Source organism: Marinobacter fonticola (genome assembly GCF_008122265.1).
Taxonomy (GTDB): Bacteria; Pseudomonadota; Gammaproteobacteria; order Pseudomonadales; family Oleiphilaceae; genus Marinobacter_A; species Marinobacter_A fonticola.
Genome location: NZ_CP043042.1, coordinates 2,979,395 through 3,004,381, shown reverse-complemented (window position 1 = coordinate 3,004,381; position 24,987 = coordinate 2,979,395). Strand labels below are relative to the sequence as shown.

At 58.1% G+C, this 24,987-nt stretch carries 26 protein-coding genes; 13 read left to right on the top strand and 13 right to left on the bottom strand.

Annotated elements, in window-relative coordinates; genetic code table 11:
• Window positions 1–83 precede the first annotated feature (83 nt).
• The gene (locus FXO11_RS13365) at window positions 84–3,980 is read left to right on the top strand and encodes a YhdP family protein (protein ID WP_148863435.1); all 3,897 of its coding nucleotides are present in this window, start codon (window positions 84–86) and stop codon (window positions 3,978–3,980) included.
• A gap of 121 nt (window positions 3,981–4,101) precedes the next feature.
• The gene (locus tag FXO11_RS13360) at window positions 4,102–4,944 is read left to right on the top strand and encodes a carbon-nitrogen hydrolase family protein (RefSeq protein ID WP_148863434.1); all 843 of its coding nucleotides are present in this window, start codon (window positions 4,102–4,104) and stop codon (window positions 4,942–4,944) included.
• Between the two features lie 16 nt (window positions 4,945–4,960).
• Here FXO11_RS13360 and yjgA read toward each other — a convergent pair whose 3' ends face one another.
• The 13 genes from yjgA to FXO11_RS13295 form a co-directional block, all read right to left on the bottom strand.
• Window positions 4,961–5,491 carry a ribosome biogenesis factor YjgA gene (yjgA, locus tag FXO11_RS13355; protein ID WP_148863433.1) on the bottom strand — a complete coding sequence of 177 codons (531 nt, stop codon included), beginning with the start codon at window positions 5,489–5,491 and terminating at the stop codon, window positions 4,961–4,963.
• 66 nt (window positions 5,492–5,557) lie between these two features.
• Window positions 5,558–6,919: a magnesium transporter gene (mgtE, locus tag FXO11_RS13350; RefSeq protein WP_148863432.1), complete on the bottom strand. Its 1,362-nt coding sequence runs from the start codon at window positions 6,917–6,919 to the stop codon at window positions 5,558–5,560.
• A gap of 163 nt (window positions 6,920–7,082) precedes the next feature.
• Window positions 7,083–7,352, bottom strand: coding sequence for an HPr family phosphocarrier protein (locus FXO11_RS13345; protein ID WP_148863431.1), 270 nt, complete (start codon window positions 7,350–7,352; stop codon window positions 7,083–7,085).
• A complete protein-coding gene (gene rapZ / locus FXO11_RS13340; RefSeq protein ID WP_148863430.1) occupies window positions 7,349–8,239 on the bottom strand; it encodes an RNase adapter RapZ in 891 nt (296 codons plus the stop codon). The genes FXO11_RS13345 and rapZ overlap by 4 nt, the downstream gene beginning before the upstream one ends.
• Window positions 8,240–8,300: 61 nt before the next feature.
• Complete coding sequence (ptsN, locus tag FXO11_RS13335; protein ID WP_148863429.1) at window positions 8,301–8,768, bottom strand: PTS IIA-like nitrogen regulatory protein PtsN; 468 nt, start codon at window positions 8,766–8,768, stop codon at window positions 8,301–8,303.
• 55 nt (window positions 8,769–8,823) lie between these two features.
• A complete protein-coding gene (gene hpf, locus FXO11_RS13330) occupies window positions 8,824–9,132 on the bottom strand; it encodes a ribosome hibernation-promoting factor, HPF/YfiA family (protein WP_148863428.1) in 309 nt (102 codons plus the stop codon).
• Window positions 9,133–9,285: 153 nt separating this feature from the next.
• Window positions 9,286–10,806 (bottom strand): RNA polymerase factor sigma-54, encoded by a 1,521-nt coding sequence (locus FXO11_RS13325; protein WP_148863427.1) that lies wholly within the window; start codon window positions 10,804–10,806, stop codon window positions 9,286–9,288.
• A gap of 384 nt (window positions 10,807–11,190) precedes the next feature.
• Window positions 11,191–11,916, bottom strand: coding sequence for an LPS export ABC transporter ATP-binding protein (lptB, locus tag FXO11_RS13320; protein ID WP_148863426.1), 726 nt, complete (start codon window positions 11,914–11,916; stop codon window positions 11,191–11,193).
• Complete coding sequence (lptA, locus tag FXO11_RS13315) at window positions 11,916–12,467, bottom strand: lipopolysaccharide transport periplasmic protein LptA (protein ID WP_148863425.1); 552 nt, start codon at window positions 12,465–12,467, stop codon at window positions 11,916–11,918. The genes lptB and lptA overlap by 1 nt, the downstream gene beginning before the upstream one ends.
• Window positions 12,445–13,035, bottom strand: a complete 591-nt coding sequence (gene lptC, locus FXO11_RS13310) for an LPS export ABC transporter periplasmic protein LptC (protein ID WP_148863424.1) — start codon at window positions 13,033–13,035, stop codon at window positions 12,445–12,447. The genes lptA and lptC overlap by 23 nt, the downstream gene beginning before the upstream one ends.
• A gap of 4 nt (window positions 13,036–13,039) precedes the next feature.
• Window positions 13,040–13,600 carry a 3-deoxy-manno-octulosonate-8-phosphatase KdsC gene (gene kdsC, locus FXO11_RS13305; RefSeq protein ID WP_148863423.1) on the bottom strand — a complete coding sequence of 187 codons (561 nt, stop codon included), beginning with the start codon at window positions 13,598–13,600 and terminating at the stop codon, window positions 13,040–13,042.
• 52 nt (window positions 13,601–13,652) lie between these two features.
• Entirely contained in the window at window positions 13,653–14,621 is a 969-nt protein-coding gene (locus FXO11_RS13300) for a KpsF/GutQ family sugar-phosphate isomerase (RefSeq protein WP_148863422.1), read from the bottom strand.
• Between the two features lie 17 nt (window positions 14,622–14,638).
• Window positions 14,639–15,601 carry a calcium/sodium antiporter gene (locus FXO11_RS13295; RefSeq protein WP_148863421.1) on the bottom strand — a complete coding sequence of 321 codons (963 nt, stop codon included), beginning with the start codon at window positions 15,599–15,601 and terminating at the stop codon, window positions 14,639–14,641.
• Between the two features lie 484 nt (window positions 15,602–16,085).
• Between FXO11_RS13295 and FXO11_RS13290 the strand changes: the two genes are divergently transcribed.
• The 11 genes from FXO11_RS13290 to FXO11_RS13240 all read left to right on the top strand — a co-directional run bounded on the left by FXO11_RS13290 (window position 16,086) and on the right by FXO11_RS13240 (window position 24,945).
• The gene (locus tag FXO11_RS13290) at window positions 16,086–16,895 is read left to right on the top strand and encodes an ABC transporter ATP-binding protein (protein ID WP_148863420.1); all 810 of its coding nucleotides are present in this window, start codon (window positions 16,086–16,088) and stop codon (window positions 16,893–16,895) included.
• Entirely contained in the window at window positions 16,892–17,674 is a 783-nt protein-coding gene (mlaE, locus tag FXO11_RS13285; RefSeq protein ID WP_148863419.1) for a lipid asymmetry maintenance ABC transporter permease subunit MlaE, read from the top strand. Before FXO11_RS13290 ends, mlaE begins: the two co-directional genes overlap by 4 nt.
• Entirely contained in the window at window positions 17,674–18,123 is a 450-nt protein-coding gene (gene mlaD / locus FXO11_RS13280) for an outer membrane lipid asymmetry maintenance protein MlaD (RefSeq protein ID WP_148863418.1), read from the top strand. The genes mlaE and mlaD overlap by 1 nt, the downstream gene beginning before the upstream one ends.
• Window positions 18,124–18,197: 74 nt before the next feature.
• The gene (locus FXO11_RS13275; RefSeq protein ID WP_148863417.1) at window positions 18,198–18,848 is read left to right on the top strand and encodes an MlaC/ttg2D family ABC transporter substrate-binding protein; all 651 of its coding nucleotides are present in this window, start codon (window positions 18,198–18,200) and stop codon (window positions 18,846–18,848) included.
• Window positions 18,845–19,165: an STAS domain-containing protein gene (locus tag FXO11_RS13270; protein WP_148863416.1), complete on the top strand. Its 321-nt coding sequence runs from the start codon at window positions 18,845–18,847 to the stop codon at window positions 19,163–19,165. The genes FXO11_RS13275 and FXO11_RS13270 overlap by 4 nt, the downstream gene beginning before the upstream one ends.
• A gap of 151 nt (window positions 19,166–19,316) precedes the next feature.
• A complete protein-coding gene (locus FXO11_RS13265; RefSeq protein ID WP_148863415.1) occupies window positions 19,317–19,562 on the top strand; it encodes a BolA family protein in 246 nt (81 codons plus the stop codon).
• A gap of 135 nt (window positions 19,563–19,697) precedes the next feature.
• Window positions 19,698–20,960, top strand: a complete 1,263-nt coding sequence (gene murA / locus FXO11_RS13260; protein WP_148863414.1) for a UDP-N-acetylglucosamine 1-carboxyvinyltransferase — start codon at window positions 19,698–19,700, stop codon at window positions 20,958–20,960.
• A gap of 102 nt (window positions 20,961–21,062) precedes the next feature.
• Window positions 21,063–21,707, top strand: a complete 645-nt coding sequence (gene hisG / locus FXO11_RS13255) for an ATP phosphoribosyltransferase (protein ID WP_148864918.1) — start codon at window positions 21,063–21,065, stop codon at window positions 21,705–21,707.
• Between the two features lie 55 nt (window positions 21,708–21,762).
• Window positions 21,763–23,070: a histidinol dehydrogenase gene (gene hisD, locus FXO11_RS13250; RefSeq protein WP_148863413.1), complete on the top strand. Its 1,308-nt coding sequence runs from the start codon at window positions 21,763–21,765 to the stop codon at window positions 23,068–23,070.
• A gap of 27 nt (window positions 23,071–23,097) precedes the next feature.
• The gene (gene hisC, locus FXO11_RS13245) at window positions 23,098–24,162 is read left to right on the top strand and encodes a histidinol-phosphate transaminase (RefSeq protein WP_148863412.1); all 1,065 of its coding nucleotides are present in this window, start codon (window positions 23,098–23,100) and stop codon (window positions 24,160–24,162) included.
• 21 nt (window positions 24,163–24,183) lie between these two features.
• Entirely contained in the window at window positions 24,184–24,945 is a 762-nt protein-coding gene (locus FXO11_RS13240) for a Nif3-like dinuclear metal center hexameric protein (RefSeq protein WP_148863411.1), read from the top strand.
• The last annotated feature ends 42 nt before the right edge of the window (window positions 24,946–24,987 follow it).

Genomic DNA, 24,987 nt, shown 5'->3' with positions numbered 1-24,987 from the left:
TGTTCATGGCGGGTACCCTTCAAACGGGTTTGACGATATGGGCTCTGGCGCGTTGCGCCTTGGGTTAGGCGGCGATTACCGGCATGGAAGCGACAAGTAGTCAGGACGAGGTAGAGAAATCGAGGGCACTGCGCTGGATTGAGCGCAGTGCCAATCTTATTTGGGGTTTGGTTCTCGCACTGCTGATCGTCGTCGCGTTGTACGTCGTCATCGGCCGCCAGCTGGTCTCTGCCGTTGGCGACTACCGCCAGGAACTTGAAGCCGAACTGTCACAGCGGCTGGGCCAACCGGTACACATTGATGGTCTGGAAGGTCGCTGGCGGGGGTTCGATCCCGTCATCCTGATCGCCGGTATCGAGGTGGAGGAGGTGGCGCCATCAAACGAGCCAGCCGCCCGCATCGACAGCATACGGATCAGGCTGGATGCGTTGACGTCGCTATTAAGACAGCGTCTGGTGTTTAGCGATTTTATCGCCAGCGGGCTGGATCTAACACTGGAGCAGACCCCGTCCGGTGCCATGGCAATCCAGGGTGTTCCTCTGGCCCATTCCTCTGTGCTCAGTGATGAAACGTCCGCGGAGAAAACGGCGGGCGGCCCGAGAGCGTGGATCGATAAGCTCGGCGGCATTCTTTCCGATCCCTCTGTACAGCTGAACCAGCTTCGACTGGGACTCAAGGTCCCGGAAGAAGAGCTGCGAACCTTTTTTATTCCTCAGGTCGACCTGCTTTACGAACGCGGAGTCTTCAGCGCTTCCGGCCGCGCGATGCAGCCGGGTTCGGCGATCCAGCTGGCGCGCTTTTACCTGAAAGGCGAGCACTTCTTCCGCGGGGATTTTGACGGCAAACTCTACCTGGATATCGATTCCGGCCGACTGTTCGACGCTCTAATGGCTCGTTATGACTGGCAGGAACGGGCTATCGTCGGTTTCGAAGCCGATGGGCAGGCCTGGCTGGACTTCCGGGGGGGCGAGCTCCAGTCCGTCAACGCCAAGGTTTCTATCCCGCATCTTCAGCTTCGTGCTCAAGGCCAAAGCCAAGCACCCGTCGAATCGGTGCAGGCTCACGTGGGGTGGCGTCACGCGTCCGATGGAGGCTGGCGTATCGACGTAAAGGATCTCTCGTGGCAGTGGGGCGGTGACTCGGTCGAGCCTATCGACCTTAGTATTGTCCGGGACAGTGAATGGGAGCTTCGCTCGGACTCGATCCCGCTCGGGAGCGTGACCCCCATGGTATTGGCCATGGTGCCGCTGGGAGAAACGCAGCGTAGGGCCTTGGCCGGCTACCAGCCTGGTGGCCAACTACAGAACGTTGTGCTGCGGACGTCCGGCGATGGCGCCTTCGCGCTCGCGGCAGAGCTGGACGGCGTTTCGGTGGCGGCCTACGACGGCGCGCCCGGCGCCAGTGGGTTGAAAGGGACCGTCAACATGACGGAGTCCGCAGGCCGGGTCCATGTGGATACCGTTTCCGTGACCCTCGGCTTCCCCGAACTCTTTGCCGACTACTGGCAAATGGAACGGCTCAGCACCCAGGTTAACTGGCTGATAGAGGGGAGCCGTAAGCGCGTCTGGTCCGACTGGATCGATATACGGTATCGCGGCGATACGCGAATGGAAGGCGCTTTCGAGCTGGTGCTCAACGATCCCGGCGAAGATACACTCTCGTTGCGGGTCGGAAGCTGGAATGCCAGCGCGCCAATGCTGGCTGAGTTCATTCCGGTCAAGGAAGTCGATCGGGAGTTCTACGATTGGATAACGACCGCGGTTGAAGAGGCGAGCGTTCCGGAAGGTTGGTTTTACGGTCATGGCCAGATCAACGAGGGCGCCCCAAAGGGGAGCTTCAGCGTCAGCATGCGTTATCGATTCGAAGATGCAAGGCTGAAGTATGACGAGGCGTGGCCGGTGATAACCGGAATCTCGGGCAGCGTTGAGGTGCATAATAAAGTCGCCGAGATTCAAATTGCCTCGGGTGAAACGGGTGGACTGCAGCTTGAGCCGTCCTCGGTCAAGGTTGATGGCGATGTCTCGCCGACTACGGTCGCTATCGAAACCGCTGCGCCTTTTAACGGCGAGGATGTTGGTCATTGGCTTGAGTCGTCGCCTTTGGGCGAGCTTGTCGGAGAGGCTGCGAGCGATCTGCATCTTGAGGGCGACTTTCATCTCGATCTGGGTCTTGAGCTGGCACTGAGCGACGACATTCAAACCAAGGCCGACGTCGCGGTAAAAACCGAGGACGCCCAGTTTGCCTATAGCGACACCCAGGCGGTCTGGCAAAACGTTGCAGGCACCCTCCACTACAGCAGTGACTCGGGATTTTCCGGCGATCCGCTGACCGCGCGGTTTCTAGGCAATCCTGTCGAGCTGGCGCTGTCGCGGCCCGATACCGGTGCGCCGCTACGTATCACCCAGACCGGGCGCATAGCCGTTGCGGATGTGGCCGAGCAGTTCGAAATGTCTTTACCGCCCGGGATCGATGGGCGCGCCACATATTCCGCACGGTTGGACCTCTCTTCCAGCGGCGCATCGTCACTGGCCGTTTCTTCGTCACTGGCCAATGTTTCTTTGGAATGGCCAGCGCCCTTTGGCAAACCGGTGGGCGCTGCGGTACCGATGGAACTGGTGATGAGTTGGGGTGAGAACGATGGCATGTTGCTCTCCGGCCACTGGAGCGATCGCTTAGCCTATCGCCTGCGTTGGGCGGGTGGTGCGTTCCAGCGTGGCCGTGTCGAGCTGGGCGTGGCGTCAACATCGCTCTCGGGCGCCCCCGGATTGGAAGTAACGGGGCGTGTGGAACACTTGGATCTCGCGCAGTGGAAAAACGGGCTCTCGCAGTTTGACCTTGCGCCAAGTTCGGGACAGGGCGGACCGGGTCTGGAGGCGCCGGATTGGTTAAAGCGGGTGGCGCTCAGCATTGGGTCGGCGCGGGCCGCTGGCCAGCAGTTCAACGAAACCGTCGTGCTGGCCATACCCGACGCCAACGGTTGGCGCGTTTCACTGGATGGCGAGGATGTTGGGGGTGAGCTGTTTTTACCCGCCGGTGATCAGCCTATCGTGGTCGACCTCAGTAAAGTGATTCTGGTAAGCGAAGAAAAAGGGACGCCCGGGAGTGAGTCATTACAAGCAGCGGTGCCTTTCGAAGAGAACGGCATAGCGGGCTGGCCGGACGTGGATGTGATTATCGATGCTCTTCGCCTTAATGGCCGAGACTACGGTGCCTGGTCGTTTCTGTTTCGTCCTGCCGCCGATGCACTCGAAATTCAGCAATTAAAAGGTAAGGTGGGTAGCCTCGTATTCGATGGCGATGTGGTCTGGTCAGCACGCAATGGCACTGAGCAAACTCAGATCGACGGTACGCTCGCTGGTGGAAGTCTGGCGGATATCAGCCCGTGGATTGACGGGAGCGTCCCGTTGCGTAACGAAAAGAGCGCAATCGAAGTAGACCTCGGCTGGGATGGTCCTCCCAGCAATGGTTCGCTTGAAACCGTTGAAGGCACGCTGGGCTTTCGCCTGGACGATGGCGTAATCCTCGAGAGCAACAATACTGCCCAGATTTTTCGCATCTTCGGCATTTTGAATTCGGACACGCTCCTGCGGCGGTTGAAGCTGGATTTTTCAGATCTCTACGAGGCGGGTGTGGCTTTCGATGCTATTTCAGGCACGGCGCAATTGAACTCAGGTACCCTGACCTGGGAGCCGGAACTCCAGATCGTGGGGCCTTCGGGGGCGTTCAAATTAACCGGCTCCACCAGCCTGGTGGAGGAGACCCTCGATATGCGCCTGGTGGTGGTACTGCCACTGACCCAAAATCTACCGCTGGCGGCCATTCTGATGGGGGTCGCCCCGCCGATTGGGGGCGCCCTGTTTGTACTGGATAAAGTTTTGGGCGATCCTTTGAGTAGATTGACCAGCGCCACGTACTTGGTTCAGGGCACGTGGGATAAGCCGGATGTGGATCTGCGTAATGTCTTTGATACGGGGGATTAAGCCGAAATCCGCTGTTGGAGTTGATGCTTTTATTGGAAAAAAGCCATAAATAGTATCGAATAAAAGCCATAAATAGAAAACACATTCCAGACGACTGTATGGTTCATCAGGAGAGCGTGCGATGACGAACCGTAGTGTAGCTGTATTGCAAATGGTGAGCGGTCACGATCTTGACCAAAATCTGGCTGATGCTCGCGAGCTTCTCGAAGCGGCGAGTGAGAAAGGGGCGGTGGCTGCTGTATTGCCGGAGAATTTCGCAGTACTTAGCACACGCCAAATGTTGGAGCGAGGCCAGGATGAGCGGACCCCCGAAGGCCCGATCCGTTCGTTCCTGGCGGAGCAGGCGCGTCGTTTAGGATTGTGGATTATTGGCGGGTCCCTGCCCATCGCCGCCCGGCCGGACGGCACTGAGCTGAGCGACCGGGTTCGCGCCAGTTGCCTTGTTTTCAACGATGAAGGGAAGCAGGTAGCGCGTTACGATAAGATCCACCTGTTCGATGCGCACGTTGAAGATGCCCAAGGGCGCTATCGCGAGTCGGAAACCTTCGAGCCCGGCGAGGACGTGGTGACGGTGGACACTCCTTTCGGATGCCTGGGGCTCGCGATTTGCTACGATCTGCGCTTCCCGGAGCTATTTCGACTGCTGCGGGAGAAGGGGGCCGAATGGGTGACGTTGCCCAGTGCCTTTACCTACCAGACGGGAGCGGCCCACTGGCATCCGCTCGTACGGGCGCGTGCTATCGAGAATCAGTTCTGGATGGTGGCTGCCGGGCAGGGCGGCGAGCATGATTCGAAACGCCGCACGTATGGCCACTCGATGATTGTCGACCCGTGGGGAACCATGACAGCGCAAGTCAGTGAAGGCATGACGCTAACCTTGGACGAGTTGAGTCCGGAACGCCTGGAAACAACCCGTGACCGTATGCCGGTGTGGCTGCATCGGCGCTTGCAACCAAAGGCTTAAGCGCCTCTAAACCGATTCAGCTCGGATTTTCCTGTTCGTCGACGCACTCGCGCAGGTAGCGGAAGAGTTTCTTCGCCTGGCCGGTATTCTTTTCTTTCTGTGCGTCGCGGCGGGCATTGCGTGTCAGGTTGCGCAGGTGCTGAATATCGGCGGACGGACAGTAGTCGATAAACTCGCCCACGAGCGCATCGCCCTCGGCGATCAAACGATCGCGCCAGCGCTCAGCCAGATGCTGGCGGCGGGTGTGCTCGGCGCTGCCGCTGTCATAGGCTTCAATCGCGCGGATTAGTTCGTCGAGCTGCTCCTCCTGGCGAATCGCTTTCCCAATGTATTGCAGGTGGCGACGGCGCGCCTCGCGCTGGGTGATGCGGCGTGATTCGTCGATGGCTGCCCGTAGCCTGTCGCTGATGGGGAGGGGCGCGACCTGATCGGGGCGAAGCTCGATCAGACGTTTGCCGAGGTCTTGTAGCGCATGCATTTCGCGCTTGAGTTGGGATTTACTCTTGTAGTCTTCGTCGCCCTGGAAATCGTCTTCTTCGGTCGTCATTGCCATTCTCTTTTTCGATCAACTATCTGTAATCTGGAGAGCTCGCCGGCATCAGTCAGGTGAAAATCAGCCGTAAATCAGTGTCGCCAGTCCCAGGAAGGCTAGAAAGCCTATCACATCGGTGACGGTGGTAAGGATAACGCCGCCGGCCAGCGCCGGGTCGATGTTACGGGATTTCAGGAACAGGGGCAGCAACGTGCCTGCCAGGGCCGCGGCGATCAGATTGATGACCAATGCAGCGGCGATGATCAGTCCGATCATAGGGTCGCCAAACCAGATTGTGGCAGCCACAGAAACCACCAGTGCCCATAGAATGCCGTTGAGGACGCCGGTCAGGAGCTCGCGGTTTAGAAGCCAGGAGACATTGGCGGCGCTGATCTGGCCGACGGCCATACCGCGGATGACCAGTGTCAAAGTCTGGCTACCGGCAATCCCGCCCATGCTGGCGACAATGGGCATTAACACGGCCAGGGCGACGACTTTGGAGATGGTTCCCTCGAAAAGTCCGATCACCGAAGAGGCGATAAAGGCGGTGATCAGGTTGATGCCCAGCCAGACGGCGCGACGCTTGGTGGTTTTCATTACCGGCGCGAAGGTATCCTCATCTTCGTCGAGACCGGCCATGCTCATCAGGGAGTGGTCCGCGTCTTCGCGGATAACGTCAACCACGTCGTCGATCGTGATACGGCCGAGCAATCTGCCGTTCTCGCTGACGACCGGGGCGGAAATCAGGTCATAGCGCTCGAACAGGGTCGCGACCTGGGTGTCGGCCATGGTAACGGGAATCGGCTCGATATCGGTGTCCATGACCTCGCGCACCGTGGCGCTGGGGCTGGAAACCAGCATCTTGGTGATAGGCATAACGCCGATGTATTCGTCGCGCCGGTTGACCACAATGAGGCTGTCGGTCATAGGCGGCAGCGACCGGTGGCGGCGCAGATAACGCAGGACGACATCGATGCTGAGATCCGGACGCACCGTGATGGTGTCCGTATTCATCAAGCCACCGGCGGTGTCCTCCGGGTAGGCCAGGACTTCCTCCACACGCTGGCGATCCTGATCGTCCATGGTGTCGAGGACTTCCTGGATAACCGTATCCGGTAGCTGCTGCAGCAGGTCGGCAAGGTCATCCGATTCGAAGTCTTCGATAATAGACGCCAGTTCTTGAGCGTTGAGCTTACTCAGGAAGTAGCTACGAATATCGTCGCTCAGGTACTGGAGGACTTCCCCCTCCAGGCTTTTATCCACCAGATTCCAGAGCAAAGCCCGTTGGCGCGGCGGGGAGGATTCCAGCAGGTGGGCAATGTCACTCGGGCTCAGGCCGCCATTGAGAATGCGGGCGACCTGTTGCAGGGCACCACTGTCCAGCGCTTCACCGAGCGTACGGAGGCGCTGCCGGGCCTGGCTGTTTTCGAGTGCGTCGGACATGAATCACCCACGAAATCGGGTCGAGTTGACCATAAAGGCGGCTTAAGACTGAGAGTTAGTTAGTCACTCCCGGGAGGTTGCCGCTTCAGAAAATGATGTATTATAGCGGACTTACGTTGCAGACGTGAGAGATCAGTATAGGTGAATTCCACCGATGTCGCCGTTATCCGCCTTCGCCGAAGTAGTCGTTAATCAGATCGACGAGCGCGTCTCGGGCCTGGCATTCGTCAGCGCCATCAATCACCAGCTCGATCTCGGTGCCGCAACTGGCGGCCAGCATCATGACCGCCATGATGCTCTTACCATCCACTTCTCGGCTGTCCTTTCCAATCAATACCTTGCTTTTGAACGCCGACGCCGTGCTGACCAACTTGGCAGCGGCTCGGGCATGAAGGCCGAGCTTGTTTATGATGGTGATGGGCTCGCGGATCATGGGGTGTCCTGAGCGGGTTGGGCCGTCAAGTGGGGTAATTCGGTGTGACGGACCTGGACGTTGCTGTACTGGCTTTCAAAGTAGGCGCCGAGCTGGTCGCACATGTAGACCGAGCGGTGCTGTCCCCCGGTGCAGCCGATGGAAATGGTCATATAGCTACGGTTGCTTTCGCGGAAAGCGGGTAGCCAGGCTTCCAGGAAGCGTTTTATGTCATCCAGCATATGTTGCGTTGCCGGTTGCTGCTCGAGAAAGTCCTTAACCTCGGTATCGACACCGGTAAACTTGCGCAGGCTGGGATCCCAATAGGGGTTGGGCAGGCAGCGCACGTCGAAGACATAATCCGAGTCCACCGGCACGCCATGTTTGAAGCCGAATGACTGGAACAGCAGTGCCAACTCTTGCTCCCGCCGGCCTACGATCCTCTGTTTGACCATGTCCCGTAGCTCATACATCGAGAGCTCGGAGGTGTCGATGTAAAGGTCCGCGAGACGAGCCAGGGGTTCTAGTAGACGTTTCTCGCCGGCGATGGCTTCGCGCAATGAAGTGCGATCGTCACTCAGCGGGTGCTTACGCCGGGTGGCGTGAAAACGCTGGAGTAGCGACTGATCGGTAGCGTCGAGAAAGATAATCTCGACCTTCAGCTGGGTGGCTTCCAGGCGTTCGTGGATCGCTTCGAAGTTGGCGATTTCGCCCGCCAGGTTGCGCGCATCGATACTGACGGCAATGTTGCGGAGCCTGCGCGGTGAAGCCTGGCTGGCTTCTTCTGTCAGTGGGAACAACAATCCAATGGGTAGGTTGTCGATGCAATAGAAGCCCAGGTCTTCCAGAACGTGGAGGGCCGTACTCTTCCCCGAGCCTGAACGACCGCTGACGATGATCAGTTTCATGCTATGCCTTAACTTGGGATGCCCTGTCTGGATTGGTGCTATGGCCCGTGCGAATACTCAGCTACTGCGACTGCGTCATGGCCTCGTAAAGCTGGGTCGCATCCTCGCATCGACGCAGGCGCTCGCAGAAAGTGCGTTCATTGAATTTCTCGGCCAACTGGCTGAGCAACTCAAGATGTTCGCTGGTTGCCTCCTTTGGCACGATCAGCACGAAGAGTAAATCAACCGGCTGGTTGTCGATGGCATCGAAGGCAACGCCTTCTTCCAGGGTCAGAAGCGCACCAATGACGTGGTTGCAGTTTTCGAGGCGACAGTGAGGAATGGCGATACCCTGGCCAATGCCTGTGCTGCCCAGGCGCTCGCGGGAGACCAGATTGTTGAAAATCTGGGCTTCCTCAAGCTCTGGATAGCGCCGAGCAATATGCTCGGCGATCAATTCCAGGATTCGCTTCTTGCTGGTTCCCGGCACACCGCTAAGGGTGAGCTCGGGAACCAGGATGGACTGTATGGTTAAAGGTGTTTCCGTCATGGATGGAATGCTTTCCTAATATGAAACGGATAACGATTGACGCTTAATGAAGCGGCTAGCGACTGGCTGCGCCGTGCATTCGGTCGACCGTCTTCTCCTTGTGCTTCAGGATCTGCCGATCAAGTTTGTCCACGAGCGAATCGATCGCCGCATACATGTCTTCGTTCTGAGCCTTTGCGTGAACCTCCCCGCCGACGACATGCAGCGTGGCTTCAGCGGTATGGCGGAGTTTTACCACGGACAGGGTCACCTGACAGTTGCTGATATGGTCGAAATGACGTTCAAGTTTTTGAAATTTTTCAGACACATACTCTTTCAGGGGAGGGGTTAATTCGACATGGTGACCTGACATATTGAGTTGCATAGGCTTCTCCTACTTGTCGACATGCACGGGCGCTTAAGAGCGCGCCCGATGTTGAGCCCGTCGCGTGCGGCGGACGCCTGAAATTATGTCTGGCCGCCCGGACTTGAGGGCGGCTGTCCCTCATAACGGTCTTACGCTGTATCCGTATTTGCGTTATACCAATCGTTTACGTTCGTTGGACGGCGGTATATGCATGGCTTCGCGATATTTGGCAACTGTTCGCCGGGCGACGTTGATACCCTGATCGCCAAGTAGGGCGGCGATTTTGCTATCGCTAAGCGGCTTCTTTGGCGTTTCCGCCGCCACCAGTTTCTTGATCATGGCACGGATTGCCGTGGACGAACACTCCCCGCCTTCGTTCGTGCTGACGTGGCTGGAGAAGAAATACTTCAGCTCGAAAATGCCGCGGGGCGTATGCATGTACTTCTGGGTGGTGACCCGCGAGATGGTCGACTCATGCATGCCGACCGCCTGGGCGATATCGGACAGAATGAGAGGCTTCATCGACTCCTCGCCATGATCGAGAAAGCCTTGCTGATGTTCGACAATACGGGTGGCGACTTTAAGCAGGGTTTCGTTACGGCTTTGTAGGCTCTTGATAAACCACTTGGCCTCCTGCAACTGATCGCGCAAATAGGTGTTGTCGGCGCTACTGTCCGCCCGCCGGATCAGCGCGGCGTAACCGGCGTTCACCCGGATCCGAGGGGCGATTTCCGGGTTCAGTTCGACGCGCCACCGGCCTTTCGATTTGCTCACCACCACATCCGGCACCACATAGTCGGGTTCGCCTTGCTCCATGGAGTCGCCCGGACGCGGATTCAGTGTCTGGATCAGCGCGAGTACGGCCTTGAGTTGTTCTTCGGTGAGGCGGCTGCGGCGTAGGAGTTGAGCGTAATCACGGTTGCCCAGCAGGTTGATGTAGTGACTGATGACCAGGCGCGCCTGCGGTAGCCAGGGCGTGTCATGCGGCAACTGGTTAAGCTGAATCAGTAAACATTCCTGCAGATCGCGGGCAAAAACCCCCGGCGGATCGAAATGCTGGAGCCGGCGCAGGACCGCCTCGACTTCGTCCAGTTCCAGAGGGTCCTCGTCGGCTTCGTCCTCCAATCCCGCGTGGATATCCTCGACGCTCGTGATGAGGTAGCCGCGGGTATCCACCGAATCCAGCAGCGCGTGTGCAATGGCGCGGTCGCGGTCGCTCATGGGCGTCAGGTTGAGTTGCCAGAGCAGGTGATCCTGGAGGGTTTCTGTCGGTGAGTTGCGAGACTCAAAGTCGCTGTCGTCTTCGTCGTCGCCGCGGGAGGCTGAGGTAGGTGCGGATTGGTAGATGTCGTCCCAGGCTGTATCGACCGGGAGATCGTCGGGGATGTCCTGCTGGTTGTCGGCAGACCAATCCGGCTCTTCGCTCGGTTCATCCCAGCTATTGTCTTCCTGCTGGGAGTCTGAATCATTCTGCTCTTTGGATTCAGCCTCGTTGCTGCTGTTTTCGTTCTCGGCGGACGTGTCCGAGCCTTCCTCCTCCTCGGAGGTTTCCAGCATCGGGTTGGAGTCCAGCGCTTGTTGGATCTCTTGCTGAAGATCCAGCGTCGACAGTTGCAGAAGGCGTATGGCCTGCTGCAACTGCGGTGTCATGGTGAGCTGCTGACCCAGCTTAAGCTGGAGCGAAGCTTTCATTACCATTGATTTATCCCGTCACCCTAATGCTCTCGGCGTTAATTTTTTGCCGAACCACGTCGCGCCCGGAGTTATAGGGCATTGATCCCGGACTTAGAAAGTGGCGACTTAGTTCTACAAGCAATTTCTTTGCCGAAGTTTACTGCCATGGGTGTGCAGATGACAACGTTCTGGCCGCCGATGTTTGAGCCCATACTCGGACGGCCATGTTTCGAGTTTAGCGTTTTCGCAGAAATATGCGACAGCCAGCCCCTTTGAAGCATCAGACAAGATGGAAGCATCAGACAAGATGCCGGGCTGTGGTTCTGTGAGTGCTTTTGCTCTTCTGTATTGCTTTCTGTACTGCGTTTGGCATCAGTTGAACTCATCTCACGCCGATTCTTGTTACAGGCGAAATTCGTTGCCTAAATAAACTTCCTTGACCTGCTGATTTGCCAGTATGTCGTCGGCATGTCCGGAGGCGATGATGTGGCCTCCACTGACGATATAGGCATTTTCGCAGATATCCAGGGTCTCTCGCACGTTATGATCTGTAATCAGCACGCCAATACCTTTGTCCCGGAGGTGACGGATGATCTGCTTGATATCGCTGACCGATATCGGATCCACGCCGGCAAAAGGTTCATCCAACAGGATAAAGGCGGGTTCCATAGCCAGCGCGCGGGCAATTTCCACTCGCCGTCTTTCGCCGCCGGAGAGTGACATGCCCATGCTGTCGCGAATATGAGTGATGTGGAATTCTTCCAGCAGGTTTTCGAGTCGGCTTTCCCGGTCGGCACGGGACAGCCCCTTGCGCGTCTCCAGTATCGCCATAATGTTGTCGCGCACGCTTAGCTTGCGAAAAACCGAGGCTTCCTGGGGCAGGTAGCCAATGCCGGCCCGGGCGCGCCCATGCATCGGTAGCGGGGTAATATCCTTGTCGTCGATGGTGACCCGGCCCCGGTCCGCCGGCACGAGGCCGACGATCATGTAGAAGCAGGTGGTCTTGCCGGCGCCGTTGGGGCCGAGCAGGCCGACGATTTCCCCGCTACGAATCTCCAGGGAGACGTCCTTGACCACATTGACCTGTTTATAGCTTTTAGCCAGGTTGCTTGCGCACAGGATCGCCATTAGTTGGTCTCGCCCTGGTTTTCGTTGGACTGGCGCGGTTGTATCAGCATTTCTACCCGACCGTCCGGGTTATCCGGACTGCGCCCGCCGTCGGCGACGACGACGCGGCTGGCCGTGTTGTACTCGATGTGATCCCCTTTAAAAACGTTGCCCTCTTGACGGATTATCGCCTGCTTTTCGAAGGTAATGCGGCTGTCGCCAGCGGCGTAGATGATGGTGAGGGCTTCGGCGTCGGTTTTCGGCGTTTCACCCTGACGTGCCTGGCTATAGTGTGCCGGTTCGCCAAAGGCTTCGATCCGATCGAGCACGCCTTTGTTGCGGTAGAGGACAACCTTCTGGGCTGTCAGTTCGGTGGCGTCCTGACTCACGATGACATCGCCGGTGTAGATTGCGGTCCCCTTGGATTCATCCAGGCGAGCGTTGTCCGCCGTAACCTTTATTGGGCTGTTGGAGTCCAGGTCGAAGCCCGCAGCCTGGCCGGCCAGCGCCATCAAAGCGATGCCGATAAGGCCGGAGAGCTTGTGGGTGTTACCGGTTTGAGGGCGCCTCATACTGTCCTTCCACCTGTGATTTAAGTTCCATAATGCGTTCGTCGATCCAGGCCTGCATGCCCGTCGCCCGGGTTACGCCATGGGGATCCGTCAGCACCACCGGGGCGTCAGTGTGCACAATGCGCTTGTCGTTATCCAGCGTCAGGTGGGGCGTTTTCAGTTCGCCCTGACTTCCGGAAGGCAGCGTGCGGGTAATGACAACATCGCCGGAGAGCCTGACGATGTCACTATCCAGTTGGTAGCGGCCTTCGTTGGCCCGGAGCGTCCAGGGTAAACCGGTGTTGACGTCGATCAGTCGGGCCCGGGGGGCTTCCATGTCTGCGAGGCTCTGTTCGTCGAATTGCTCGACGCGCGGGCTGCTGATGACAGCCGAGAGCTGCCCCGTCTCCGCGAAGGACCGGTATTCGCCGTTCACGACAAAACTGTCGGGTTCCTGCGGGCCACGCAGGTCAGCGGCCGGGTCAATGCCTCGTTTCTCGTCACTCTGCCATAGCAGGCCAATGAGCACGGCCGACAATATGGCAATGCCCAGGTGCCGCAAACGAAGCCGGTTGAGTCGATTCAGCATGGTGTCACGCTCCGTCGGTAGCGCCGCCGGAATGGTAAGTCAGGTGCAGGTCGGCCAGCTTGTTCTGGGCCTGCAGAATCAGGTCGCAAATCTCGCGCACGGCGCCTTCTCCGCCTGCGGCTTCAGTGCAGTAATCCGCCTGTTCGCGAACATACCAGTGGCCATTGGGAACCGAAATGCCCAAGCCGGCAAGCATGATGGCGCCCAAGTCGGGAAGGTCATCGCCCATGTAGGCGGCTGCCTCGTTGGAAATATTCAGCTCGGATAGAAGTTCGCGGAGGGCAGCCTCTTTATCTTCCCGGCCTTGATAGACGTGCTGGATGCCCAGGTCGCGGGCTCGGCGTGCGGTTAGCGGCGAGCTGCGACCGGTGATGACGGCCACTTCGATCCCGCTGCGGCGAAGCTGTTTGATGCCGTGTCCGTCGAGAATGTTAAAAGCTTTCAGCTCGTCGCCTTGGGCCGTAAAGTACAGCCGCCCATCGGTCATGATGCCGTCCACATCCAGTGCCAGTAAGCGAATACTGGCGGCTTTGGTAATCAGATCATCGGGCAGCGGTCGTTCCATGCGAGGGTCCTTCACGGCGTTTCGTTGGGTCTTCGTTCGAGCGGGTTGACGTTCATATCACGCCGGCGCGAAGCAGGTCATGCATGTTGATGGCGCCGACCAAGCGTCCGTCGCGGCTTAGTACCGGCAGGGCATTGATTTTCACCTCGTCCATGAGCTTGAGGGCCTCGGCTGCGAGCTGATCGTCATAGATGCTACGCCCTTTAACGGTCATGACATCGTGAATCGGTGTGACGTGAACATCCAGATTTCGATCCAGCGTGCGCCGTAAATCGCCATCGGTAAATACGCCGACCAGGGCGTCGTGGTCGTCGACCACAGTGGTCATCCCCAGCCCTTTTCGAGAAATTTCCAGCAGTGCGCCACTGAGTAGCGTGTCCGCCGACACACGCGGAATGCGGTCGCCGGTATGCATGATGTCGGAAACGCGCAGCAGCAGCCGGCGGCCCAGACTGCCGCCTGGATGAGAGAAGGCAAAATCTTCGGCGCTAAAACCGCGTGCGGCCAGCAGGGCTACCGCTAGAGCGTCGCCCATAACCAGTGTTGCGGTGGTACTGCTGGTGGGGGCCAGATTTAGCGGACAGGCTTCCCGCGGTACGCTCACGTCCAGGTTGACCACCGCTTCCCGGGCGAGCACCGATTCCGGGTCGCCGGTCATGCTGATCAGCGGTGCGCCCATGCGCTTGAGTAGAGGTAGGATGGTCAGCACTTCGCTGGTCTTGCCGGAATTGGAGATGGCAAGAACCACATCCTGACGGGTAATCATGCCCAGGTCGCCGTGGCTAGCTTCGCCCGGATGGACAAAAAACGACGGTGTGCCGGTACTGGCCAGTGTCGCAGCGATCTTCTTGCCGATATGGCCGGACTTACCCATGCCGGTCACGACGACGCGACCGGAGCAGGACATAATGACTTCGCAGGCTTTTATAAAGGTGTCGTCGATCCGATTGATAAGGGCGTCAATGGCCTCTCGCTGGATGCCAATGGCTTCGCGGGCGGAATCGATAAAAGAGGTCGTCATAATTACGGCAAAACTCTCTAGCGCGCTGCCTGATACAGCACGATGGTGTATGCGATGTATCCGGCCAGCAGTATACCACCTTCAAAGCGGGCCAGTTTTCCCTTTTTCTGCATGCCGTAAGCGAATGCTGCCAGCAGCAAGGTCAGGCCGCCCATGACACCATAGTCCCGGTAGAGGACCTCGCTCTCGATCTGTACCGGGTTAAGCAGCGCCGGCATCGCGAGCACCGCAAGCAAATTGAACAGGTTGGAGCCGACAATATTGCCGAGCGCTACGTCGTGGTGTCCTTTTAAGGCGCTGGCGACCGAAGCGGCCAGCTCCGGAAGACTGGTGCCAATGGCGACGATAGTCAGACCGATGATTAGATCGCTGATTCCCAGGGAGAGCGCGAGTTCGGTGGCTCCCCAGACGAGAATGCGCGAGCTCAAAACGAGCGCCGCCAAGCCGATGACAAACCAGAAGATGGCCCGCCCGGTGGCCATTGGGGGGATTTCCTCCAATTCTTCGAGAAACTCTGGGGCATCGGCCGGGTTGTTATTGCGGCTCATCAGAAATAGCGAGACGCCCAGCATCACCAGGAAGATCACGCCGTCGACGGGCGATAGTTCGTTATCCAGTAATAAGGGAAGCACCAGCAGCGTTACGGCCAGCAGGATGGGGAACTCCCGGAAGAGAACGGCGCGCTTCAGGGGGATCGGCGCAATAAGCGTGGTAATGCCGAGCACCAGTCCGATGTTGGCGATGTTCGAACCCAGCGCGTTGCCAACGGCCAGGGCCGGGACATCTGTGAGGGCTGCAGTGGCGGAGACCAGCATTTCGGGGGCGGACGTGCCGAAGGCGACAATGGTGAGGCCTATCAGCAAGGGCGACATACCAAAGCCGCGGGCGATAGCGACCGAGCCCTCGACGAAGCGGTCTGCGCTCCAGATGAGCAGAATCAGGCCGACGATGAGGGCGCCAATGTAAGGCAGTAGAGACATCCTGCAGTTCCCTTATGTCTGGAGAATCAAAGTCCGAAAACAAAAAGACCGAAAAAATCGAAGTCTGAAAAATTAAGGCCTGGAAAACCAGACGTCTGGAAGTCCAAAGCGAGCGATAAAGAGGCGGGGAATTGTGCGGCAGATGGGGGATTGCCGCAACCGGCCGGGCGTGGCGGACAAAATGCCGGTACGCTATGGTCTGCAGAGCATCACCGTCGATTTCAGCCGGATATGCGCTCGCGCTTGATAATCATGGATTTAAAGGCCTAGCCACTGGAAGGAAAAATAGTCGCCGGTGGAGCAGAATAGTCATTGCTGAGACGGAGCGTTTGAGCTTGGCGGCAACTTGGCTTAATGTACCGCCCTTCAGCGAGCGTCTGTCACCGCCAATGGTCGTGGCGGGCGTGTATATAACGGAGTTAACGGGCGTTTACTGCGGTGTTGACGCAGTACACTCTCGCACGGTTCCAACAGGAAGATCTTGATGGCGTCCGGATCCACTTACATCGATATCGATAATCTGGTGTTCCTGCGTGGTGAACGTCGAATCTTCGATGGCCTGTCTCTACAGATTCCTCGCGGTAAGGTAACGGCCATCATGGGGCCGAGCGGCACCGGTAAGACGACGCTGCTTAAACTGATCGGTGGCCAGTTAAAGCCCCATAGCGGACGTATTCTGGTTGACGGCCAGCCCGTGCACGATCTTAGCCGTTCGGCGCTCTATGCCTTACGGGCCCGCATGGGCATGTTGTTTCAAAGCGGTGCGTTATTCTCCGATCTAAGCGTGTTTGAAAACGTTGCCTTCCCGTTGCGGGTGCATACCGATCTCCCCGAAGACATGATTCGCGATATCGTGCTGATGAAGCTGGAGGCGGTCGGCCTACGCGGCGCGAGAGACCTGATGCCTTCCGAGCTTTCCGGCGGGATGACGCGGCGGGTGGCGCTGGCCCGCAGTATTGCGCTGGATCCGGAACTGATTATGTACGATGAGCCCTTCACCGGGCAGGACCCGATCGCCAAGGGCGTGCTGGTGGAAATGATCAGTAAGCTCAATCGATCCATGGGGCTGACCAGTGTACTGGTGTCCCACGATGTGCCGGAATCGTTGAGTATCTGCGACTATGCCTGCATCGTATCCAGCGGCAAGGTTGTCGGCGAAGGCGTGCCCTCTGAATTGCGTGCCAGCGAATCCGAGCGGGTGCAGCAGTTCCTCCAGGGTAAGCCGGACGGACCGGTACCCTTCCATTATTCGGCGCCGATGATAGCTGACGATTTGGCTGGAGCCTCCCGATGATCGAGCGATTGGCGGCGCTGGGTCGCGGCACTCTCGACACCTTTGCTTCGCTGGGCCGTTCCGGCGAATTCCTGTTCCGCAGTATTGTTGCCGTTCCCCAGCCGGCGACGGGTTTCCCCTTATTAATCAAACAGATTTATGCGGTGGGCGTGCTTTCCCTGGCGATTATCATCGTCTCCGGTCTATTCATTGGCATGGTTCTCGGTCTGCAGGGCTACACTATCCTTGCCGACTACGGTTCCGAGCAAGCCATCGGCCAGATGGTTGCGTTGACGCTGGTGCGCGAATTGGGGCCAGTGGTGACGGCGCTGCTGTTTGCCGGCCGAGCTGGATCGGCGCTGACGGCTGAAATCGGGTTGATGAAAGCCACCGAACAATTGTCCAGCATGGAAATGATGGGCGTTGATCCGCTGCGGCGAGTGATCGCACCGCGATTTTGGGCCGGTTTGATCTCCATGCCGGTGCTGGCCATGATTTTTTCCATGGTGGGCATCTGGGGCGGTATGTTGGTGGGCGTCGATTGGCTGGGTGTTTTCGAAGGTTCGTACTGGGCCAACATGCAGGCTTCCGTCGATTTTTCCGAGGATGTCGTCAACGGCATTATCAAGAGCATCGTGTTCGGGTTTGTCTGTACCTGGATCGCGGTGTATCAGGGTTACGATAGCGTGCCGACGTCGGAAGGCATCAGTTCGGCAACAACCAAGACCGTGGTTTATTCGTCGCTGGCGGTCTTGGGGCTCGATTTTATTCTTACAGCGGTCATGTTCGGAGAAATCTGATGCGTCAGAGAACATTGGAAGTGGTAGTTGGGTGTTTCATGCTTGCGGGTGTTGGCGCATTGCTGTTCCTGGCGCTGCAGGTCAGCGGTCTGACGCCGGCTTCTGCCGAGCCCACCTATAAAATTTACGCCAACTTTAACGATATTGGCGGTTTGTCCCAGCGAGGACAGGTTTCCATGGCGGGCGTCACAATCGGCCGGGTGACCAATATTTCCCTCGACTCGGAAACCTATCAGGCCAAGGTGGAAATGGAAGTCAATCAATCGGTTGATATCATTCCGACAGATAGCACCGCGGTCATCCGCACGGCTGGCTTGTTGGGCGAGAAGTATATCGATGTATCCATTGGTGCCGACCAGACGTATATGCAACCAGGCGACACCTTTTATGGCACCCAATCTGCGCTCAATATCGAGCGTCTGATCAGCAATTTTGCATCGGGCAAATAACCTGCAGGATTGGGAAAGGCCGGGTTGGTAACGACCGTGTACAGTGCCGGTTTAAAGTGAGTCAGGAGCATATTATGAAGGCAGTCCAGCAATTCTGGATCGGAATGGTGGTCTTGGCATCCATCGTCGTCGGTACGCCGGCGGTGGCGGATGAGGATCTGAGGCAGTATGTCGAGAAAAATACGCAGGAGTTGGTGCAGCAGTTGAACGACAACCGTTCGCTGTACAGCAAGGATCAGCAGGCCTTTTACAAGGAAATGGATCAGTCCTTGCAGAATTTTGTCGACTTCCGTCGAATCGCAGCCCGCGTGATGGGCCGGTATGCGCGGCAGGCTTCCCCTGAGCAACGGGACGCCTTTGTCGAAAAGTTTAAGCGCAGCCTGTTCGATAGTTATGCCAAGGCGTTGGTGGACGCGGACAAATTCACGATTAATGTGCAGGAAGCCACGATCAATGCCAGCAATAGCGATCGCGCGTCGGTCCAGATGCAGGTCAATACGGCGTCCGGCAACCGTTACCCGGTCACCTACTCCATGTTTAAGAACGACAGCGGCCAATGGATGATGGAGAACGTCATCATCGAAGGGGTCAACATCGGTCTGGCGTTCCGCGACCGGTTTGCTCAGGAAATGGAAGAAAACCGGAACGACGTACAAGCGGTCATCAATGGGTGGACCGACAGCGTCAAGGATTTCAATCTCGATGAAGAGGCGGAGAAGTCGTGACCACCCCTGCACCGGCCAGGGTCGAAAAAGACTCGGCCGGATGCTTGCGTCTGTCCGGTACCCTTGTTGAGCGCGATGTCCGTGCCGTGCGCAAACAGGGCGAGGCGCTGCTCGGTGAGCTCTCGGGCGGGGACTGCGAAATGGATATCGCCGGCCTGGAAAATGCCAGTAGCGTCGTTCTTTCGCTCATGCTGTGCTGGAAGCGCGAAGCACTGAAGTGCAAGGTCGACCTTCAGTTTAAAGGCGCCCACGAGCGTCTCTACGACTTGGCTCGAATGAGTCGGGTGGCTGATTATCTCGGTCTGGCGCCCGCCTGATTGAGGCCATTGACTATCTATTGTTTAGCCCGCCCCCGTAATTCGATACAATTCCGCGTCTATCTTGCCTCTGAACGATAGGTCAGGGGCCAATGACTTCCGACTGGGCTGCCGGGTTGCGGCCCGTACTCCAGTAAATAAAGAGGTAACCATGCAGGCGGAGGACGTTGCAAAACTGGTCCGTGAACAGCTTCCCGATTGTGAAATCCAGGTCCAGAACGACGGTAACCACTATTTGGTGGTGGCTGTGGGTGAGCGATTCGAAGGCATGTCGCCCGTTAAGAAGCAGCAACTGATTTACGGTGCGCTTAACGAGCAGCTGTCCGAGGGGACGATCCACGCGCTGACAATCAAGGCTTTTACGCCCGCACAGTGGGCCGCCCGCCAGGGACAATAAGCAGAGCTAGGGGTAGAAGCGTGTGCCCGCGAGGCTCGAAAGCGCTCCCGCTGGGCCTGAAGTCAGGCCATACAGCCGATTTGCGTACCGGTGAATCGCCGTTTCAGGCGACACCCCATTAACAGGACAAGAACTGTGGATAAACTACTCATCCGTGGCCGCAAGCCGCTGGACGGTGAGATCCGGATTTCCGGCGCCAAGAACTCGGCCCTTCCCATTCTGGCCGCCACGCTGCTGGCGGATGAACCCGTCACGGTAGGCAACCTGCCGCACCTCAACGACATCACTACAATGATCGAGTTGCTGGGGCGCATGGGTGTCGAGCTGATGATTGATGAGAAGATGAGCGTCGAGATTCACGCCAACACCATCAAAGAATTCCACGCGCCCTACGAACTCGTGAAGACCATGCGCGCGTCGATTCTTGTCCTGGGACCGCTGGTGGCGCATTTCGGTCGAGCGGAAGTCTCGCTGCCGGGTGGTTGTGCGATCGGTAGTCGGCCCGTGAATCTGCATATCCAGGGTTTGGAGCAGATGGGCGCCGAAGTGAAAGTTGAGAATGGCTACATCAAGGCCCGCTCGAACGGTCGTCTCAAGGGCGCGCATATTTTCCTGGATACGGTGACGGTAACCGGTACGGAAAACCTGATGATGGCGGCGGCTTTGGCCGACGGCAAAACCATCCTCGAGAACGCGGCCCGGGAGCCGGAAGTGGTGGACCTTGCCGAGTGTCTGATCGCCATGGGCGCGGACATCAAGGGACAGGGCACCGCGACCATCGAGATTAACGGCGTCGAGCGCCTGCACGGCTGCACGTACAATGTCTTGCCGGACCGCGTCGAAACCGGAACCTATCTCGTTGCCGCCGCAGCAACCGGCGGCCGGGTCAAGCTGAAGGATACCCGTGAAGATCTGCTGGAGGCCGTGCTGCTCAAGCTCAATGAGGCGGGCGCGCACATTTCCACCGGCAAGGATTGGATCGAACTCGATATGAAGGGTAACCGGCCCCGAGCCGTCAATCTTCGTACTGCGCCCTATCCAGCGTTTCCGACCGATATGCAGGCCCAGTTTGCCGCCATGAATAGCGTCGCCGAAGGCACCGGTGCGATTACCGAGACGGTGTTCGAAAACCGGTTTATGCACATTCAGGAGCTGATCCGCATGGGCGCCGACATCGCCCTGGAAGGCAACACGGCCATCATCAAAGGGGTGCAGAATTTAAACGGCGCTCCGGTCATGGCGACGGATTTACGTGCGTCGGCAAGCCTCGTTATCGCGGGGCTGGTAGCCGAAGGCGATACCATCGTCGACCGTATCTACCATATCGATCGTGGCTACGAGTGTATCGAAGAGAAACTACAGCTCCTGGGTGCGAGCATTCGCCGGCTACCAGCCTGATCCCGGGAATTTGAACGTACTGTTTTAGACATACGATTCGGATGTGCTGTAACTGTTGAACATACTGTGACTGTTGAAAATACGATGACCGTTGAAAATACGATGACCGACAGTATCACCATCGCCCTCTCCAAGGGACGTATTCTCAAGGAGACGCTGCCGCTGCTGGCTGAGGCGGGCATCGAGCCGGTCGACGACATCGACCGCTCGCGTAAATTGGTATTCCCCACCACCGATCCCAATGTCCGCCTGCTGGTCATCCGGGCCACGGATGTGCCGACGTACGTCCAGTATGGCGGCGCCGACCTGGGGGTCACCGGTAAGGACGTGCTCATGGAGCACGGAGGCGCGGGCCTCTATGAGCCGCTGGATCTGAATATCGCACGCTGTAGGCTGATGACGGCTGGGCAGGTCGGGGTGAATCCACCCCAGGGCCGTGTCCGTGTGGCTACCAAGTTCGTCAACCTGGCGCGCCGGTACTATGCCTCCCAAGGTCGCCAGGCAGACATCATCAAGCTCTATGGTGCGATGGAGCTGGCCCCCATCCTGAATCTGGCCGACGAGATCGTTGATATCGTCGACACCGGCAATACACTCAAGGCCAACGGTCTTGAACCGCGCGAGTTAATCACCCATATCAGCACGCGCCTGATTGCCAACCGGGCCTCGATGAAGATGAAACACCGGGGCCTACACCCTATTATTGAACAACTGGGTGCAGCTGTGGATCGGCGTCGCAACGACTGATTCTCTACACCACCCACCAGAATCCCGCTTTGTTCGTATCCCGAGAGGATGTGCTATGACTGAGGTAACCGTGAAGCGCCTGTCCGCGTCAGATGCGGATTTCGATACCACCCTCGACCGTCTGCTGGCGTGGGAGGATAGTGTCGATCATCAGGTGAACGAGTCGGTCCGTCATATCCTCCATTCCGTGAAAACCCGCGGCGATGCCGCGCTGCTGGAGTTTACCGCGCGTTTCGATCAGGTCCATGCTGATAGCGTCTCGGAACTGGAAATTTCAGCCCATCGTATGCAAGAAGCCTTGGACACGATTCCGGCAGAGCAGCGGGAGGCCCTGGAAACGGCCGCAGAACGAATCCGTGGTTACCACGAGCGTCAGAATGCCGCCTCCTGGCGGTACGAGGAGGACGATGGCACGGTCCTGGGCCAGAAGGTGACGCCCTTGGACCGCGCGGGGCTTTATGTTCCAGGCGGAAAGGCGGCTTATCCGTCGTCGGTATTGATGAATGCTATTCCGGCCAAGGTGGCCGGCGTCGGCGAGGTGGTGATGGTAGTGCCGACGCCCGGGGGCACCGTTAACGAGTTGGTGCTCGCGGCGGCCTGCATCGCCGGTGTCGACCGTGTTTTCACGCTGGGTGGGGCTCAGGCCGTGGGCGCTCTGGCCTATGGAACCGAGACCGTGCCCAAGGTGGACAAGATCGTGGGGCCGGGCAATATCTTCGTCGCCACAGCCAAACGCGAGGTCTTCGGGACCGTTGGCATCGACATGATTGCCGGTCCGTCCGAAATTCTGGTGATCTGCGATGGCCAGACGGATCCGGACTGGATTGCCATGGATTTGTTCTCGCAGGCTGAGCACGATGAGCAGGCTCAATCCATTCTGGTCAGTCCCGATGGCGATTTTCTGGACCAGGTCGAAGCGAGCATCCGCAAACTCCTGCCGACTCTGGAGCGAGCCGAGATTATCGCGACATCCATCTCCGACCGGGCAGCGCTGATCCACGTAAAAGATTTGGACGAGGCGGCGGTGGTCAGCAATCGGATCGCGCCCGAGCACCTTGAGCTCTCCATTGCCGATCCAGAGGCGTTGCTACCGTCGATCCGCCACGCTGGCGCCATCTTCATGGGGCGCTTCACCGCCGAGGCGCTGGGGGATTACTGCGCCGGTCCGAACCACGTGCTCCCCACCTCTGGTACTGCGAGATTTTCCTCGCCGCTTGGGGTATACGATTTTCAGAAACGTTCCTCGATCATCGGTTTCTCCGCCGAAGGTGCGGACCGCATGGGGCGGGTGGCGTCGGTATTGGCGCGAGGCGAGGGGCTGACGGCCCACGCCCGGTCAGCGGAATACCGGGTGAAGTCCTAAGTCGGAACGATCTGCCGAGGAGTGAATATGAGCCGTTTCTGGAGTCCGCTGGTCAACGATCTGGTGCCTTACGTGCCGGGGGAACAGCCCAAGCTGCCTGATCTTATAAAGCTGAACACCAATGAGCATCCCTGGGGGCCTTCGCCACGGGTTATCGAAGCCATCCAGTTGGAAGTGGCCGACAGTCTTCGCCTCTATCCAGATCCCAATGCCGATGCCTTGAAGCAGAAACTGGCAGACTATCACGGTGTCACCCCCGAGCAGGTGTTCGTGGGCAACGGATCGGACGAAGTGCTGGCGCACATCTTTTACGGTCTGTTCCAGCATGGCAAGCCGGTGCTGTTCCCGGACATCACCTACAGTTTTTACCCGGTATATTGCGGGCTCTACAGCATTGAGTCCCGCTTGGTACCGCTGGACGAGCAGTTTGCGGTTCGGCCGGAAGACTATACTAGCGATTGTGGCGGTATTATTTTCCCCAACCCCAACGCGCCGACGGGGCGCCTGATGTCTCTGGGCGACATCGAGAAGATCGTGACCCAGAACCCGGATGTGCCTGTCGTGATCGACGAGGCCTATGTCGATTTCGGCGGTGAATCCGCCATCCAGCTGGTTGATCGTTATCCCAACCTGCTTGTGACGCAAACGCTATCCAAATCGCGTTCGCTGGCCGGGCTGCGTGTGGGTTTTGCGATTGGCCATACCGATCTGATCGAGGCGCTGGAGCGGGTCAAAAACAGCTTCAACTCCTATCCGCTGGATCGCCTGGCTATTGTCGGCGCGGTTGCCGCCTATGACGACGAGGCATACTTCCGCCAAGCGACGGACTATGTTGTCCGCGAGAGGCAGCGCGTCACACAGGGGCTGGCGTCATTGGGCTTCGAGGTGCTGCCATCCGTGGCAAATTTTGTATTGACCCGCCACCCGCTCCACGCCGGAGCCGATATCGCTGCCGCCTTGCGCGAACGCAGCATCATCGTGCGACACTTCAATAAACCGCGCATCGAAAATTTTCTGAGGATCACGATTGGCTCGACCGACCAGAATGACGCCCTTTTAGCGGCGCTGCCCGGTATCGTCGAAGCAAGTTGATCGTATCGGGAGGACAACCCAATGACAGCAACCGTAACTCGCGATGAAATCGTTCGCCGCGTTGAACAGTGGCTGGAGCCGGGGCGCTTCCAGGATTACTGTCCCAACGGACTCCAGGTTGAAGGCAAATCCGAGGTGCGCCGTATCGTCAGTGGTGTCACTGCCTCGCAGGCCTTTATTGAAGCCGCTATGGACGCGGACGCAGACCTGCTCCTGGTTCATCACGGCTACTTCTGGAAGGGTGAAGACCAGCGTATTCAGGGAATGAAAAAACGCCGCCTGCAAACACTGCTAGCCCACGATATCAGTCTGCTGGCTTACCACCTGCCGCTTGACGCTCATGCCGAGTTGGGCAACAACCGGCAGCTGGCGGACCGGCTGGGTATCCAGAATGCCAAACCGCTGCAACCGGAGGGTGGCTTGGTTTGGATGGGAGAGCTGTCATCGGCGATGCCGGTTGAGGGTTTCTCAGGACTGTTGGAAGAGCGCCTGGCACGCCGTCCGCTTCATGTCGGCGAGGGACGTCCGGAGATACGACGGGTAGCTTGGTGTACGGGGGCAGCGCAGGGCTTTATTACTCAAGCTATCGAGGCGGGCGCCGATGCATTCATCAGTGGCGAAATTTCCGAACCTACGGTTCATACCGCGCGTGAATGCGGCATCCATTATTTCTCAGCTGGGCATCATGCTACCGAACGCTATGGGGTCCAGGCGGTAGGGGAGCGTCTGGCGCAGGAGCTGGCTATCGAGCATCGGTTTATCGATATCGATAATCCGGTTTGAGAGGGTAGTGCGTTGGGAAGAGGGCTGTACCGCCCTTTTTTG